Here is a 15,362-nt window from a genome sequence, read left to right as displayed (position 1 = left end):
GGTTCGTACAACTGTCTGGCCGCCCATGCTGCCGCACCCCCGGCCACGTGTAGACAGGGGGTGCGTTTCCAAGGGGCGCGGGGAACTGCGCGATCGACCACGACGGCGGGGAAGCCGCAAACCGAACAGACCCCCCGAGCTCCTAGGCGTTCACAACCTCCCCCGGCAACGAGAGATCCAGATCGACAGCCAACTCCTCACCGGAGTGCGTGGCCGACGAAGCCCGCGGCCCATGGCCGGAGGCCTTCGCTGCCAGCACATACGCCCCCTGCTCCGGCACGGCCAGCGCATACGTGCCGTCGGAGCCCGACACCGTCGTCCCCGCCTGCCGCCCGCGCCGGTCGATCAGCGTGACCTTGGCCCGGGCGACCGGAACACCGGTGGCGTCGAGAACGCGCCCGCGGAAGCCGCGCAGCACCTCCTCGGCCCGCTCCAGCACCTCGTCCTCCTCGCTGCTGGCCCGCAGTTGCGTGTGCTGCTGCGGGGCCGGCCGGTTGGTCTTCGGAAGGAACAGGGCGAGCAGCAGGCCCACGGCGACGGCGGCCGTGGCGATGAGGAAGGAGACCCGGAAGCCGTGCATGGTGGGGATCGCGATCCCGCCCACGTTCTTCGCCGTGTTGGCCAGCACCATGCCGACGACGGCGCTCGACACCGACGTACCGATGGAACGCATCAGCGTGTTCAGGCCGTTGGCGGCGCCGGTCTCCGAGGCGGGCACGGCGCCCACGATCAGCGCCGGCAGGGACGAGTAGGCGAGGCCGATGCCCGCGCCGAGGATGACGGACGTGACGATGGTCTGCCAGGCCGCGTCCATCAGGCCGAGGCCGCCGCCGTAGCCGATCGCGATGATCAGCAGGCCGAGGATGAGGGTGGTCTTCGGGCCGTAGCGCGCGGACAGCCGGGCGTACACCGGCGCGGTGAACATCATCGTCAGGCCCAGCGGGGCCACACACAGGCCCGCGACGACCATGGACTGGCCGAGGCCGTAGCCGGTGGCCTTGGGCAGCTGGAGCAGCTGGGGCAGGACGAGCGAGACGACGTAGAACGCGACGCCGACCATGATCGACGCGAGGTTCGTGAAGAGCACGGCGGGGCGTGCGGTGGTGCGCAGGTCGACCAGGGGTGCCTTGGCGCGCAGTTCGAACAGGCCCCACAGGAGGAGGACGACGACGGACGCGGCGAACAGGCCGAGCGTGGTGCCGGAGGACCAGCCCCAGTCGCTGCCCTTGGTGATGGGCAGCAGGAGCAGCACCAGTCCGGCGGACAGACCGAGCGCGCCGGGCAGGTCGAAGGAGCCCTCGGCGCGCATCGGGGACTCGGGCACGGCGAGGAGGGTGAGGAGGATGGCGAGTACGCCGAGGCCGGCGGCGCCGTAGAAGAGGGCGTGCCAGTTCGTGTGCTGTGCGACCAGGGCGGCGGCGGGCAGCGCGAGGCCGCCGCCCACGCCTATGGAGGAGCTCATCAGGGCCATGGCCGAGCCGAGCTTCTCGCGCGGCAGCATGTCGCGCATCAGGCCGATGCCGAGCGGGATCGCGCCCATGGCGAAGCCCTGGAGCGTACGGCCGACGATCATGGTGAGCAGCTGGCTGGTGAGCGCGCTGACCAGGGCGCCGACCACCATGACGGCGAGGCTGACGATCAGCATCCTGCGCTTGCCGTACAGGTCGCCGAGGCGGCCCATGATCGGGGTGGCGACGGCGCCGGACAGCAGGGTCGAGGTCAGGACCCAGGTGGCGTTGCTGGGCGCGGTGCTCAGCAGCTGCGGCAGGTCCTTGATGACCGGCACGAGCAGCGTCTGCATCACCGCGACGACGATGCCCGCGAAGGCGAGCACCGGGACCACGGCCCCGCTCGCCTGCTTCGGCGGCGGCTGGTCGGTCGTCGTGTGGGTCATTGGGTGAGGCCTCCCGTGTACATAAGTGCCGGGTAAACCTCGTATGCACAGGCAACTATTCCGTTGCTTCGGGCTTCTAACGGATCCTTGACCCGCTCATGGGATTCTGGCGATGCGTCAGCTCTGGTGGGTTGATGGAACAGGTTCTACTCTTGCGCGCCATGAAGGCCTATGTCGCCGGGGTCGGGATGACCAGGTTCGAGAAGCCCGAGACCCGTTCATGGCAGTACTGGGACATGGTGCGGGAAGCGGGCGAGGCGGCCCTCGCCGACGCCGGGATCTCCTACGCGGATGTGGAACAGGTTCCCGTCGGCTACTGCTTCCAGCCCTCCACCGCCGGCCAGCGTGCCGTGTATGAGCTGGGTCTCACCGGCGTCCCCGTCTACAACGTCAACAACAACTGCGCCACCGGCTCGACCGCCCTGATGCTCGCCCGGCAGCTCGTCGAGGGTGGTGCGGCCGACTGTGTCCTGGCCCTGGGCTTCGAGAAGATGAAGAAGGGCGCGCTGGGCGGCGGGGCGGACGGCGGAGACTTCGCGACGTCTCCCGTGGCCCGGCACTACGGCGTCATGGCCGCCCGGCACGGCTTCGAACCGGCCCCGCCGACCGCGCAGATCTTCGGCGACGCGGCCCGCGAGCACATGGAGCGGTACGGCACGACACAGGCGCAGCTCGCCGCCGTCGCCGCCAAGAACCACCGGCACTCCGCGCACAACCCGTACGCGCAGTTCCGGGACGTGTACGAGGTGGCCGACATCCTGTCCGCCCGGATGGTGCACCGGCCGCTGACCAAGCTCCAGTGCTCGCCGACCTCGGACGGCGCGGCGGCCGTGGTGGTGGTGTCGCGGCGGTTCGCGGACACGCGCGGGCTCACCGGGCTCGTGGAGATCGCCGGACAGGCCATGGCCACGGACACCGAGGAGTCCTTCGCCTCCGGTTCCTGCATCGACGTCGTCGGACAGCCGATGTCGCGCGAGGCGGCGCGGCGGGCGTACGAGCTGTCCGGGCTCGGTGTCGAGGACGTCGACGTGATCGAGCTGCACGACTGCTTCTCCGTCAACGAGCTGCTGACGTACGAGGCGCTCGGCATGTGCGAGGCGGGGGAGTCCGGGAAGCTCGTCGAGTCGGGCGCGACGACGTACGGCGGCCGCTGGGTGGTGAACCCCTCCGGCGGGCTGATCTCCAAGGGCCATCCACTGGGCGCGACCGGCCTGGCCCAGACCGCCGAACTGGTCTGGCAGCTGCGCGGCCGGGCGGCCGGGCGGCAGGTGCCCGGAGCGCGGGTGGGGCTCGCGCACAACATCGGGCTGGGCGGCGCGGCGGTGGTGACGGTGCTGCGGGCTGCGTAGGGGGTGTCGTCCGGATCGCCCCCCGGCGTCGCGGGGTCCGGCACGCGCTCCCTCGGCGGCGGAGCCTCCGGCCGGCCTGATCAGAACGGCGCCCCCTGGAGGGTCACAGCCACCCCTGCTGCCGTGCCTCCCGTACCGCCTCCGCCCGGTTCCGGGTGGCCGTCTTGCCGATCGCCGAGGACAGATAGTTGCGGACGGTGGACTCGGACAGATGCAGCTGGCCGGCGATGTCGGCGACCGTCGCGCCGTCCACCGACGCCTTCAGCACATCGCGCTCCCGGGCCGTCAGCGGGCTCGGGCCGGCGCTGAGCGCGGCGGCGGCCAGCGCGGGATCGACCACGGTCTCGCCGGTGAGCACCCGCCGGATGGCCGCGGCCAGGTCCTCCACGGGCCCGTCCTTGACGAGGAACCCGGCCGCTCCGGCCTCCATGGCCCGGCGCAGATAGCCGGGCCGGCCGAAGGTGGTGAGGATCAGCACCCGGCAGTCGGGCGCCTGCTCGCGCAGCTGCGCCGCCGCGTCCAGCCCGCTCGCGCCCGGCAGTTCGATGTCCAGCAGCGCCACGTCCGGACGGCGCAGCAGCGCCTCATCGACGATCGCGTCACCCCGGGCGACCTGGGCGACGACCTCGATGTCGTCCTCCATCCCGAGCAGCAGCGCGAGCGCCCCGCGCATCATCCCCTGGTCCTCGGCGAGCAGAACCCGGATGCACTTGGCGGGCCTGCCGTCCGGGGGCATCTCGTTCATGGGCTCAGCGTACGGCCACGGGGTCCGGCCGCATCCGCCGAGCGCTGAGCGCTCCGCTGGAAGTGCCGCGATGTGCTGTCGGTCATCCGCGGGTCCGTCGTGGCTGGTCGCGCCCACGCGGCGGAGCCGCATGTCGATGGAGCCCCGCGCCCCTTCGGGGCGCCGCCGAACCGCACCGGACCGCGCAGGACCCGCTTGGTGTGCCGACATGCCTGACGCCGCGTCGGCGTCCCGCTGCTACGACGAACTGGCCGACGACCACCTCCTGATCCGTGCGGACCGGGAGGCGCCCCTCCGCCGCCAGGGCGCCGCCCTCGACGCCCTGATCGGGCGGGAGCGTGCGGCGGTGCCGGACTTCGCCTGCGGGATCGGGACGCAGGCGCTCGGGCTCGCCCTGCGCGGGCACCGGGTCGTCGGGACCGACGTCAGCGCCCGGGCTGTCGCACGGGCCGGAAGGGAGGCCAGGAGGCTGGGGCGGAGCTGTCCGCCGCGACGGCCGACATGCGGCAACTGCCCTTCCCCGCAGGCCGGTTCGGCGTCGTCGTCCGTGCCGACAACGCGCTGCCCCACCTGCTCACCGAGCAGGACGTGCGGGCCGCGCCCGCCGAGGCCTCGACGCCCCCGCAGGTGCACGCGGCCGCCGACGGCACCGGGCGGCGAGCTGCCGGGCGCTCGGGTGGGACCGGCTCGCCGGATTCGCCGCCGAGGGATTCGCGGACATCGTCTGGCTGATGCCCGAAGAGACGGGTTTCTTCCAGTCGTTGCCCGCGGCGCGGGCAGCAGTCGCCGATTAAAGAAATCGCATGTTCCGCTGCGGCGGGTCTTGACGGCCTTCGGCGTCGCCCAAACAATCGCCCCTGCATTTCCAGAAATCCCCGGTAATTCAGCAGTGGAATAGGTTCGGGATTTCGATCGAACGTCGTCCGATATTCCGAACGAGTCGCTGCTCCACACGAACTGAGGTGCACCTTGCCCCCCGGAACCCCCCGCCCAGGGCGCCTGAGAAGCGCCGTCCTCTCCCTGCTCGCCGTCTGTATCACCGTCGCCGCGCTGCTCCTCGGCACCGGTGCGCCCCAGGCGGCCGCCGCGAGTTCGCTGCCCTGTGACGTCTACGCCGCCGCGGGCACCCCCTGTGTCGCCGCGCACAGCATGGTCAGGGCGCTGTACTCGTCGTACAACGGCTCGCTGTACCAGGTGCAGCGGTCCTCGGACGGCGCCACGAAGAACATCGGGCTGCTGTCCGCCGGCGGCTACGCCGACGCCGCCGCCCAGGACTCCTTCTGCTCCGGCACGACCTGCATCGTCACCCGGATCTACGACCAGTCCGCCCGCCACAACGACCTCACGGTCGAGGGCGCGGGCGGAGCCGGCAAGGCCGATGTCGGGGCGCCCGCGGACGCGCTGCCGGTGACCGTCGGCGGCCACCAGGTCTACGGCCTGGAGATCTCCGCCGGCATGGGCTACCGCAACGACGCCACCTCGGGCGTCGCCACGAACGGCGCCGCCGAGGGGATGTACATGGTGACCTCCGGCACCCACGTCAACGGCTCCTGCTGCTTCGACTACGGCAACGCCGAGACGAACAACAAGGACACCGGCAACGGGCACATGGACGCCATCAACTTCGGCACCGAGTGCTGGTTCGCGCCGTGTCACGGCTCCGGACCCTGGGTGCAGGCCGACCTGGAGAACGGGCTGTTCCAGTCCGACGCCGGATACAGCAAGAACTCCTCCGACACCGGCACGGGCGCGCTGCCGTTCGTGACCGCACTGCTCAAGAACAACGGCCAGGACCATTTCGCGCTCAAATGGGGGAATGCGCAGTCGGGTGGGCTCACGACCACCTATTCCGGCGGTGAGCCGACCACGAGCGGGTACGCGCCGATGCACCAGGAGGGCGCGATCGTCCTCGGCACCGGCGGGGACAACAGCAACGGCTCCATCGGGTCCTTCTTCGAGGGCGTGATGACCTCCGGCATCCCGACGGACGCCGCCGACAACTCCGTGCAGTCGAACATCGTCTCCGTCGGCTACGGCGGCGCGACCGGCGCCGCCGGCACGCTGAACGCCGGCTCCGAGATCTCCCTGCGCGCGACCACGTCCTGCTGCACCGGCGACTACGTCCGCCACCAGAACGACGCGGGCGTGCTGTCCTCCGTCACCTCGTCCAGCTCCGCCCTCGACAGGAACGACGCCACCTGGATCGTGCGCAAGGGCCTCGCCGACAGTTCCTGCGTCTCCTTCGAGTCGCGCAACTACCCCGGCGACTACCTGCGCCACTCCGACTTCACGCTCTACCGCCGGCCCATGGACGGCACCGCACTGTTCCGGCAGGACGCCACCTTCTGCCCGCAGACCGGCAAGAGCGGCACCGGCACCTCGTTCGCCTCGTACAACTACCCGACGAGATACCTGCGCCACTACGACTACGACCTCTACATAGCGAGCGACGGCGGGTCCAACGCCTTCGACAGCAGCACGTCCTGGACCGACGACGTGAGCTGGGCGGTCAGTGCGCCCTGGGCGCCGTAGCCACGACGTGCGTCAACTCCGCCGACTCCACCGGGAGTTCTGCGGTGACCGTGAAGCCGCCGCGCGGCGACGGGCCGGCCGAGAGGGAGCCGCCCGCCGCCGCGAGGCGCTCGGTCAGCCCCTTCAGGCCCGTGCCGCCGATGCCCGGCTCGGGCCTGCTGACCGGCCTGCCCGTGCCGTTGTCGGTGACGGTGAGCCGGGCCTGTTCGGCGCCGCTCTCGACGGTGATCTCGCAGCGGCTCGCGTCGCTGTGCCGGACCACGTTGGTCACCGCCTCGCGCACCACCCAGCCGAGCAGCGCCTCGGTCTGCGGGGCGAGCGGCACCCCGGACTGGCGGACCCGCGGCTCGATGCTGGCCGCCGAGAGCGCCGAGCGGGCCCGGGTCAGCTCGGTGGCGAGGCTGCCCTCGCGGTAGCCGGTCACCGCCTCGCGGATCTCGGTGAGCGCCTGCCGGCCCACCGACTCGATGTCCGCGATCTGGCCCAGCGCCGCGTCCATGTCGCGCGGGGCCAGCCGCCGGGCCGCCTCCGACTTCACCACGATCACCGACAGCGTGTGCCCGAGCAGATCGTGCAGATCCCGCGAGAACCGCATCCGCTCCTTCTCCACCGCCCGCCGCGCCAGCTCCTCACGCGCGGCCCGCAGTTCCCGCACTGCCTCGGACAGACCGAGGATCGCGGCGGTCACCATGCTGGAGAGGAACGTCCCGTAGGCGATGTCCGCAGCGTTCGAGCCGTCGCGGACGCCGGCGATCGCGCCCGCGTACGAGGCCAGCAGGATGCCCGTCCGGCCCAGCCACGGGCCGCGCATCGCCGCGCCCGTCGCGAGGCCCAACAGGGGGAAGAACAGCAGCCAGTTGCCGCCGTAGCCGAGGGCCAGTCCCGTGGTGACCAGAGCCATGATCACCAGCGCCACCCGGGTGGAGACCGCCTCGCGCTTCCTGCGGTCGAAGGAGCGGAAGGTGACGTAGACGTACAGCGAGTTGAAGAGGGCCAGGCCCAGGCCGCCGATCAGCGGGTTCGGGGTCTTGCCCTGGAGGAGGTTGGAGAAGGACCCCATCCCCATCAGCAGCCAGGGCAGCAGCGCGAAGCCGGTGGGCGGCGGGCCCGGGTGGTCGACGGCCGGGGCCCTGCCCGCCTTCTTGGCCGCTTTCGCCGCGGCGACGAAGCGCTCGTGCTCGGCCTTCCAGCTGTCGTGCTCCGCCTTCCACTCGCGCCGCGCCGTCTGCCAGGACCGTGCCCGGCACTGGATTCCCCGTATCCACGACATCTGCGACATCTCCGACATGTTGCCCCCCGTCAGATCGTGCCCGCCCCGCGGCGGTACGACAGCACAGCGTACGAACCGAAAAGTCCCAGCCACGCCGTCAGCACGATGATGGCACCGGTTCCCGGCGCGCGCCCCTCCGTGACGGCGGCGCCCAGCTGGGCGAACCGGTGGGTGGGGGTGTACGCCGACACGGCGCGCAGCCAGCCGGGGAAGAGGCTGACGGGGAACCACAGCCCGCCGAGCACCGAGAGCCCCAGGCCGCACAGCATGTTCGTCACGCCCGTGGCGGGACCGGTCAGCCGGTAGCCGTTGCCGAGGCCGAGCAGGGTGAACGGCAGCGAGCCGAGCCACAGCAGCAGCGCGGTCGCCGCCCACTGCCACAGGGCCAGCCGCACCCCGTTGACCAGCCCGCCCGCCGCCAGCACGGCGAGGATCGCGGGCAGCACGGTCACCGTGCCGGTCAGGGTCCGCCCGGTCACCACCTCGCGCGGGGTCATCGGGGTCACGCGCAGCTGCCGCAGCCAGCCGACGGCGCGGTCCTCGGCGACGGCGCTCCCGGTGTTGAGGGCCGAGCCGACGGCGCCGTAGGCGGCCATGCCGACCATCGACGCCGCCTTCCAGCTCCCGTCGTTCTGGCCGATGTTCGTGAACAGCAGGTACATCAGCACCGGCATGGCGATGCCGCCGATGACGAAGCCGGGGTCGCGGAGCGTGCGGCGGGTTTCCAGACGGATGTAGGCGAGCATCAGCGGGGCTCCAGGTCGTGGGAGTCGGGGACGGCCCGGGGGCCGGTCAGCGTCAGGAACGCGTCGTCCAGGGACGCCGGCGCCACCTCCAGCCCCCGTATCGCCCCCAGCTCCGCCAGCGCGATCACCGTGGCGTCCGAGTCGTCCGTGCGCAGCCGCGCCCGCCCGCCCCGTACCTCCACCGAGCGGACCCCGGGCAGCAGGGCCAGTCCCTCCGCGTCGCCGCCCGCCAGGTCGATCGAGACCAGGTTGCCGCCCGCCGCGCGGCGCAGTTCCTCGCCGGTGCCGTCGGCGACGATCCGGCCCCGGTCGATGATCAGGATCCGGTCGGCGTGGTCGTCGGCCTCCTCCAGGTAGTGCGTGGAGAACAGCACGGTGTGGCCGTGCCGGGCGTAGTCGCGCATGGACTCCCAGAAGGCGTGCCGGGCCTCCACGTCGAGCGCCGCCGTCGGCTCGTCCAGCACCAGCAGCGCCGGGTCCCCGGCCAGCGCGACCGCGAACCGCACCCGCTGCACCTGCCCGCCGGACAGCCGGTCCACGCGCCGCCCGGCCAGGTCGGCGATGCCGGCCAGCTCCAGCGCCCGGGTCACCGGCATCGGCGCCGGGTAGCGGGAGGCGACGAACGCGACCAGCTCGCCGACCGTGACCCGGGGCACCGGCCGCGCCTCCTGGAGCATCGCGCCCACCCGCCCCGCGCGCACCGACCGCTCGGGCGACGCCCCGAACAGCTCCACGGCGCCCGCGTCGGGCTCGTACAGCCCGAGCAGCAGCCCGATCGTGGTCGACTTGCCGGCGCCGTTGCGGCCCAGCAGGGCCACGGTCTCGCCGGGCGCGATGTCCAGGTCGACACCGTCCACGGCGCGGACCTCGCCGTACGTCTTGACCGCCCCCGTGAAGGAGACGGCGCCCGACCGCGGTCCCGGCCGGCCCCGTCGTTCCCGTTGTCCCCGTTGCGTCATGGCCACGACGCTACGGGCCCGGCCGTGGGACGCGACAGATGCGCATGTACGGACTCGGGCAGTACAAATGTCACTGCCGACAGCATCTGACACAACGTCAGGAGCCTTCACAAGTGCGGAGTGCTCGGCTATACAAGGGGCGCCGGACTGGAACGCGTTCTAGATCGGCCCGTAGCGACCTCGGTGCGGCCGACGGTGCGGACGGCCGTGCCGGGGTCTTTCGCCGCGCAGCCCACGTCAGGAGCCGTATGCCTATCGACGAAGCGGTGGCCCTCGCCGCCGAACCCCGGACCGGCGAGATCACCTGGGACCACAAGGACGTCCAGCTCTACCACCTCGGCATCGGCGCCGGCCTCCCCGCCACCGATCCCGACGAGCTGCGCTACACCCTGGAGTCCCGGCTGCACGTCCTGCCCAGCTTCGCCACCGTCGCGGGCGCCGGCTCGCCCGGCGTGATCAGCGGTCTGTCCATGCCGGGCGTGGAGGTCGACCTCGCCAAGGTGCTGCACGGCGGGCAGCGCCTGGAGATCCACCGCCCGCTCCCCGTCCAGGGCACCGCCACCGCCACCTCCCGCATCGCCGCCGTCCACGACAAGGGCAAGGCGGCCGTCCTCGTCCTGCGCACCGAGGTCGCCGACGCCGACGGCCCGCTGTGGACCAACGACGCCCAGATCTTCGTACGGGGAGAAGGCGGCTGGGGCGGCGACCGCGGCCCGAGCACCCGCCTCGCCCCGCCCCTCGGGGAGCCCGACCGGACCGTCGAACGGGCCGTCCGCGCGGACCAGGCGCTGCTCTACCGCCTGAGCGGCGACTGGAACCCGCTGCACGCCGACCCCGACTTCGCCAAGCGCGCCGGCTTCGACCGGCCGATCCTGCACGGACTGTGCACCTACGGCATCACGCTCAAGGCGGTCGTCGACACGCTGCTCGGCGGGGACGTGAGCCGCGTGCGGTCGTACAGCACCCGGTTCGCCGGAGTCGTGTTCCCGGGCGAGACCCTGCGCATCCGCATGTGGCAGGGGGAGGGGAGCGCCGTCCGGGTGGCCGTGAGCGCCGTCGAACGCGGCGACGCGCCCGTCCTCGCCGACACCATCGTCCAACACTCCTGACACAGGCTGTAGTTGAGGGGAGAGCCGCACCATGCGCGCAGCCGTACTGCACGAGATCGGCCAGGAAAAGCTCGACGTCGTCGACGATGTCGAGGCCGTGGGCTTCGGGCCCGGCAAGGTCAGGGTCCGGGTGCGCGCCACCGGGCTGTGCCACTCGGACCTGTCCGCGATGAGCGGGGTGCTGCCGCAGCCCGCGCCGTTCGTACCCGGCCACGAGGGCGCGGGCGAGATCCTCGAAGTCGGCGAGAACGTACGGAACATGAAACCCGGCGACCGGGTCGTGCTCTGCTGGCTGCCCGCCTGCGGCGCCTGCGCCGCCTGCAAGCGCGGCCAGACCCAGCTGTGCCTGGCCGGATTCATGAACGCCGGCACCCCCAACTTCCGGCGCACCGGCGGAACTTCCTCCGACGTCTTCGGCTTCGCGGGTACCGGCACCTTCGCCGAGGAGGTCGTGGTCGACGCGGGCTGCGCCGTGCCCATCCCCGAGGACGTGCCCTTCGACATCGCCGCACTGATCGGCTGCGGGGTCACCACCGGACTCGGCGCCGCCCTCAACACCGCCGACGTGCAGGCCGGTTCGTCGGTCGCCGTCATCGGCTGCGGAGGCGTCGGCATCTCGGCGGTGCAGGGCGCGCGGCTGAAGGGCGCGGCCGAGATCGTCGCCGTGGACCCGGTCGCCTCCCGCCGCGAGGCCGCCCTCAGGTTCGGCGCCACGAAGGCCGTCCCGCCCGACGGACTGGCCGACGCCAAACAGCAGGTCACCGGCGGCGAGGGCTTCGACTACGTCTTCGAGGTCGTCGGCCGCTCCGCCACCGCCCGCACCGCCTACGAGAACACCCGGCGCGGCGGCACCCTCGTCGTCGTCGGGGCGGGCGCGATGGACGACTACCTCCAGCTCAACATGTTCGAGCTGTTCTTCGACGAGAAGCGCATCCTGCCGTCCCTGTACGGCGGCGGGGACGTGCTGCGCTCCTACGAGCGCGCGATCGCCCTGTGGCGGGCCGGCCGGATCGACCTTGAGGGCCTGATCACCCACCGGGTGCCACTGGCCGAGATCAACGAGGCACTGGACCAGATGCGTACCGGGACCGCCCTGCGTACGTGCATCGAGATCTGAGGGCGCCCGCCATGACACTGCCACTGGAGGGGATGTCCGCGATCGTCACCGGCGCCGGGCGCGGCCTCGGCCGGGCCGAAGCCCTCGAACTCGCCCGGCTCGGCGCGGCCGTCGTGGTCAACGACTACGGGCAGCCCGGCCGGGACGGCTCGGGACAGGCGTCGGCCGGGCCCGCCGAAGAGGTGGCGCGGGAGATCCGCGCGGCCGGCGGCACGGCGCTCGCCCACACCGGGGACGTCGCCGACTTCCGGCAGGCCGCGGAACTGGTCGAGTCGGCGATCGACGCGTACGGCACCCTCGACATCCTCGTCAACAACGCGGGCATCCTGCGCGACCGCATGGTCTTCTCCATGACCGAGGACGAGTGGGACTCGGTGATCCGGGTCCACCTCAAGGGCCACTTCAACACGACCCGCTTCGCCGCCGCGCACTGGCGGCAGCGGTCCAAGGCGGCCGGCGGGGAGAAGGTCTACGGCCGGATCGTGAACACCTCCTCGGAGGCGTTCCTCGCCGGCTCCGCGGGCCAGCCCAACTACGCGGCCGCGAAGGGCGGCATCGTCGGCCTGACCACCTCGACCGCCCTGGCCCTCGCCAAGTACGGCGTCACGGCCAACGCGATCTGCCCGCGCGCCCGGACCCGGATGACCGAGGACGTCTTCGCGGGCTTCCGGCAGCCGGAGGAGGGCCTGGACCCGCTGGCCCCCGAGCACGTCGCCCCGCTCGTCGGCTATCTGGCCGCACCGGCCGCCGCCGGGATCAACGGCCAGCTGCTCGTCGTCCACGGCGGCATGGTCGCGATCGTCGAACGGCCGCGGGTACAGGCGAAGTTCGACAGCAAGCAGGAGACGTTCACGTACGACGAACTCGACGCGCTGCTCACCCCGCACTACGCGGACCGGCCGCCGGGGGAGACGTTCGCGGCGGCGGAGGTGCTGGGGCTGAAACGAGGATAGAGAGACGAGGGCATACGAGGGCATACGAGGGAACACGAGGGAACACGAGGGAATGGAAAAGGGGCGCCCGCCGGGCGGGCGCCCCTTGTGCCATGTACCGTCAGGCAGCTGCCTCGGTGGTCTCCACGGTCGGCTTGCGGTGCTTGCCGTGCGGAGCCGCCTCGTCGTCCTGGACCGCCACCGGGCCCCGGTGCCGGCCGTGACCGTCCGCGTCCTGAGAGTCGGCAGACAGCTGCTCGGTGATGCTGGTGTCGCTCATCGGAAGAATTCACCCCGTCAACATGATCTTTCGTACAGCCCGGCGAGTCTAACCGGCACCCCACCGGCCGAATCCAGGCGCACACGCCAACCGGCACTAGTTCGTTACAAGACGCCCGAGCGGCGCCTGCTGCAACGGCACCGGACGCGCCGCCACCGGCTGCGGAACCACCGGGGCCGCTTGTTCCACCGGCTCGGGAACCACCGGGGCCGCGTGTTCCACAGGTTCCGGAGGGTCCGGTTCCGTCGGTCGCCGTGGCGCCTCGGGCGCCCCGTCGGCCGTGCCGTCCCGGACCGGACCCTCCGGACCCGCCTCCCCCGAGCCCCCCGTCCCGCCCGCGGTCACGGCCGTACCGCTTCCCGCGGCCGCCTCCCCCCAGTCCACCGTCGGCTCCGCCACGCCGCAGGGAGTCTCCCGCGTGGCGTACGGCAGCCGCAGCACCCCGTCCGGCGTCCACAGCCCGGTGCCGGGCAGCCAGCCCTCGGGCGCCGGGAGGTGGCTCACCCGCCGCCCGGCCGGCCGCCAGGCGCCCACCCAGCTGCCGAGCGGCCCGTCGATGCGCAGCGCCACCGCGCAGTTCTCCGGCGTCAGGATCTGCCCCGGCTGGATCGCGAACGGCGTCACCACGCACTCGGGCAGCCGCAGGGACTCCGGGAAGCGCACCGGCAGCGTGCTGCCGAGCACGCCCCAGCCCAGCCGTTCCTGCCCGGGCGAGGGCGCGTCGGAGGAGAGGAGCAGCAGTCCGCTGTCGGGGTCGGCGAGCAGCAGCCGGTCGTCGCTGTCGGCCGCGATCTGGAGCAGGGGCGAGACCTCGGCGCGCGCCAGGTCCACCACGACCGTCTTCACCGGGCCGCCGGCCGGCCGCCGGTCCAGGGCCAGCATCCGCCCGGCGCGGTCCAGCCACACCCCGCCCGAACAGCGCCCCGGCACCTCGGCGAGCCGCTCCGGACCGAAGGCCCCGCCCGCCACCAGCCAGACCGTGCTGGAGTGCGGACCGGTGGCGAGGGCGTACGCGCGCGTGCCACCCGGCGCAGGCGGCAGCAGCGTGAGCCGGGTACCGGGCTCGGCGCACTCCACCGAGCCCAGCGGCAGCTCACCGGTGCCGGGGCCGGTCGGATAGAGCAGCGAGAACGCGTGCCGCCGCTCGATCAGCCGGTGGATCAGCACCCGGCCGTCGGTGAGCGGCTGCACCTCGGTGCCGGGCTCCTCCGGCTGGTCGCCGGGCAACGGCACCGCGTACGGCTCCGGGCCGTCCAGCGTCCAGCGCTCCGGGAACCAGCAGTTCCCGGCCGGCGCGAGCCGGGCGGCGTACGTCCCGTCCACCGTGAGGGCGCAGCCGCTCCCCTCGGCTTCCGCACCGGTGGACGGGGGTTCGATCGCACAGGCCGTCATCGTTCGGTCACCTCCGGCGACGAAGCTAGTTTTCGTACGCACACGCGTGGGACGGCCGATGGCCACTTCACACATACGGGTGGCGCAGAAGCGATTCAGCTGAGGAATCCGGGGCGTTTGTGCTGACCGGGACGAGACCGTGCGCATGCGGTACGGCCGCGCCGAACGGCCAGGTAGCCTTTTCCCGTGCCCCGTCTGTCTGAAGTCATCGCCGCGCTGGACAACCTGTGGCCCGCCGAGCGGGCCGAGTCCTGGGACGCGGTCGGCACGGTCGTGGGCGACCCCGACCAGGAGGTCACCCGCGTCCTGTTCGCCGTCGACCCGGTGCAGGAGATCGTCGACGAGGCGGTGAAGCTCGGCGCCGACCTGCTCGTCACCCACCACCCGCTCTACCTGCGCGGTACGACGACGGTGGCGGCGACCCACTTCAAGGGCCGCGTCGTGCACACGCTGATCAAGAACGACATCGCCCTGCACGTCGCCCACACCAACGCCGACACGGCCGACCCGGGCGTCTCCGACGCCCTCGCCGGTGCCCTGGACCTGCGGGTCGTACGCCCCCTCGTCCCGGACCCGGCCGACCCGGCGGGCCGCCGGGGCCTCGGCCGGATCTGCGAACTCGACCACCCCCTCACGGTCCGCGAGCTCGCCGCCCGCGCCGCCGAGCGGCTGCCCGCCACCGCGCAGGGCATCCGGGTGGCCGGCGACCCCGAGGCCGTCGTCCGCACGGTCGCCGTCAGCGGCGGCTCCGGCGACAGCCTCTTCGACCAGGTCCGCGCGGCCGGCGTCGACGCCTTCCTCACCGCCGACCTGCGCCACCACCCGGCCTCCGAGGCGGTGGCCACGAGCCCTCTCGCGCTGCTCGACGCGGCGCACTGGGCCACCGAGTGGCCCTGGTGCGAGCTGGCCGCGAGCCAGCTCGACGAGATCTCCGACCGCCACGGCTGGGACCTGCGCGTCCACGTCTCCACGACGGTCACCGACCCCTGGACCGCCCACGCGGCGTCCACCACCCCGAACAGCTAACAGGAGCCCCC

General features: G+C 72.5%; 14 protein-coding genes. 7 read left to right on the top strand and 7 right to left on the bottom strand.

Annotated elements, in window-relative coordinates; translation table 11 throughout:
• Positions 1 to 142: 142 nt before the first annotated feature.
• Complete coding sequence (locus BIV25_RS01960; RefSeq protein WP_071370324.1) at positions 143 to 1,894, bottom strand: MFS transporter; 1,752 nt, start codon at positions 1,892 to 1,894, stop codon at positions 143 to 145.
• 161 nt (positions 1,895 to 2,055) lie between these two features.
• Here BIV25_RS01960 and BIV25_RS01955 point away from each other — a divergent pair, with 161 nt between their 5' ends.
• On the top strand, positions 2,056 to 3,243 hold the full coding sequence (locus BIV25_RS01955; protein WP_071370323.1) for a lipid-transfer protein: 1,188 nt from the start codon (positions 2,056 to 2,058) through the stop codon (positions 3,241 to 3,243).
• A 103-nt stretch (positions 3,244 to 3,346) separates the two neighbouring features.
• Here BIV25_RS01955 and BIV25_RS01950 read toward each other — a convergent pair whose 3' ends face one another.
• A complete protein-coding gene (locus BIV25_RS01950) occupies positions 3,347 to 3,988 on the bottom strand; it encodes a response regulator transcription factor (RefSeq protein WP_177235129.1) in 642 nt (213 codons plus the stop codon).
• Between the two features lie 501 nt (positions 3,989 to 4,489).
• On the opposite strand from BIV25_RS01950, the gene BIV25_RS52325 reads away from it, so the two are divergent.
• A complete protein-coding gene (locus tag BIV25_RS52325; RefSeq protein WP_256255517.1) occupies positions 4,490 to 4,720 on the top strand; it encodes a hypothetical protein in 231 nt (76 codons plus the stop codon).
• A 237-nt stretch (positions 4,721 to 4,957) separates the two neighbouring features.
• Positions 4,958 to 6,520: an alpha-L-arabinofuranosidase B gene (locus tag BIV25_RS01940; protein WP_071370322.1), complete on the top strand. Its 1,563-nt coding sequence runs from the start codon at positions 4,958 to 4,960 to the stop codon at positions 6,518 to 6,520.
• Here the strand turns inward: BIV25_RS01940 and BIV25_RS01935 are convergent.
• From BIV25_RS01935 to BIV25_RS01925, 3 genes are read right to left on the bottom strand one after another with little or no spacing between them, the layout of a single operon-like run.
• A complete protein-coding gene (locus BIV25_RS01935) occupies positions 6,498 to 7,790 on the bottom strand; it encodes a sensor histidine kinase (RefSeq protein ID WP_071370321.1) in 1,293 nt (430 codons plus the stop codon). The two genes, BIV25_RS01940 and BIV25_RS01935, sit on opposite strands and share 23 nt — an antisense overlap.
• Before the next feature lie 29 nt (positions 7,791 to 7,819).
• On the bottom strand, positions 7,820 to 8,536 hold the full coding sequence (locus BIV25_RS01930; RefSeq protein WP_071370320.1) for an ABC transporter permease: 717 nt from the start codon (positions 8,534 to 8,536) through the stop codon (positions 7,820 to 7,822).
• Positions 8,536 to 9,495: an ABC transporter ATP-binding protein gene (locus BIV25_RS01925; RefSeq protein ID WP_071370319.1), complete on the bottom strand. Its 960-nt coding sequence runs from the start codon at positions 9,493 to 9,495 to the stop codon at positions 8,536 to 8,538. The genes BIV25_RS01930 and BIV25_RS01925 overlap by 1 nt, the downstream gene beginning before the upstream one ends.
• Before the next feature lie 248 nt (positions 9,496 to 9,743).
• Here BIV25_RS01925 and BIV25_RS01920 point away from each other — a divergent pair, with 248 nt between their 5' ends.
• Genes BIV25_RS01920 through BIV25_RS01910 form a run of 3 tightly spaced genes read left to right on the top strand, consistent with a single transcriptional unit; the run spans position 9,744 to position 12,674 of the window.
• The gene (locus BIV25_RS01920) at positions 9,744 to 10,604 is read left to right on the top strand and encodes a MaoC/PaaZ C-terminal domain-containing protein (RefSeq protein WP_071370318.1); all 861 of its coding nucleotides are present in this window, start codon (positions 9,744 to 9,746) and stop codon (positions 10,602 to 10,604) included.
• A 31-nt stretch (positions 10,605 to 10,635) separates the two neighbouring features.
• On the top strand, positions 10,636 to 11,721 hold the full coding sequence (locus BIV25_RS01915) for a Zn-dependent alcohol dehydrogenase (RefSeq protein WP_071370317.1): 1,086 nt from the start codon (positions 10,636 to 10,638) through the stop codon (positions 11,719 to 11,721).
• An 11-nt stretch (positions 11,722 to 11,732) separates the two neighbouring features.
• Positions 11,733 to 12,674, top strand: a complete 942-nt coding sequence (locus BIV25_RS01910) for a 3-oxoacyl-ACP reductase (protein ID WP_071370316.1) — start codon at positions 11,733 to 11,735, stop codon at positions 12,672 to 12,674.
• Positions 12,675 to 12,774: 100 nt separating this feature from the next.
• On the opposite strand, the gene BIV25_RS50745 is transcribed toward BIV25_RS01910, so the two are convergent.
• Positions 12,775 to 12,933, bottom strand: coding sequence for a hypothetical protein (locus tag BIV25_RS50745; protein WP_177235128.1), 159 nt, complete (start codon positions 12,931 to 12,933; stop codon positions 12,775 to 12,777).
• Positions 12,934 to 13,029: 96 nt separating this feature from the next.
• The gene (locus tag BIV25_RS01905) at positions 13,030 to 14,325 is read right to left on the bottom strand and encodes a hypothetical protein (protein WP_071370315.1); all 1,296 of its coding nucleotides are present in this window, start codon (positions 14,323 to 14,325) and stop codon (positions 13,030 to 13,032) included.
• A 186-nt stretch (positions 14,326 to 14,511) separates the two neighbouring features.
• Here BIV25_RS01905 and BIV25_RS01900 point away from each other — a divergent pair, with 186 nt between their 5' ends.
• On the top strand, positions 14,512 to 15,351 hold the full coding sequence (locus BIV25_RS01900) for a Nif3-like dinuclear metal center hexameric protein (protein ID WP_071370314.1): 840 nt from the start codon (positions 14,512 to 14,514) through the stop codon (positions 15,349 to 15,351).
• Positions 15,352 to 15,362: the final 11 nt, after the last annotated feature.

It is taken from the genome of Streptomyces sp. MUSC 14 (genome assembly GCF_001866675.1).
GTDB lineage: Bacteria > Actinomycetota > Actinomycetes > Streptomycetales > Streptomycetaceae > Streptomyces.
The sequence above is the reverse complement of the archived record's forward strand: the minus strand, read 5'-3'. Positions and strand labels throughout refer to the sequence as shown.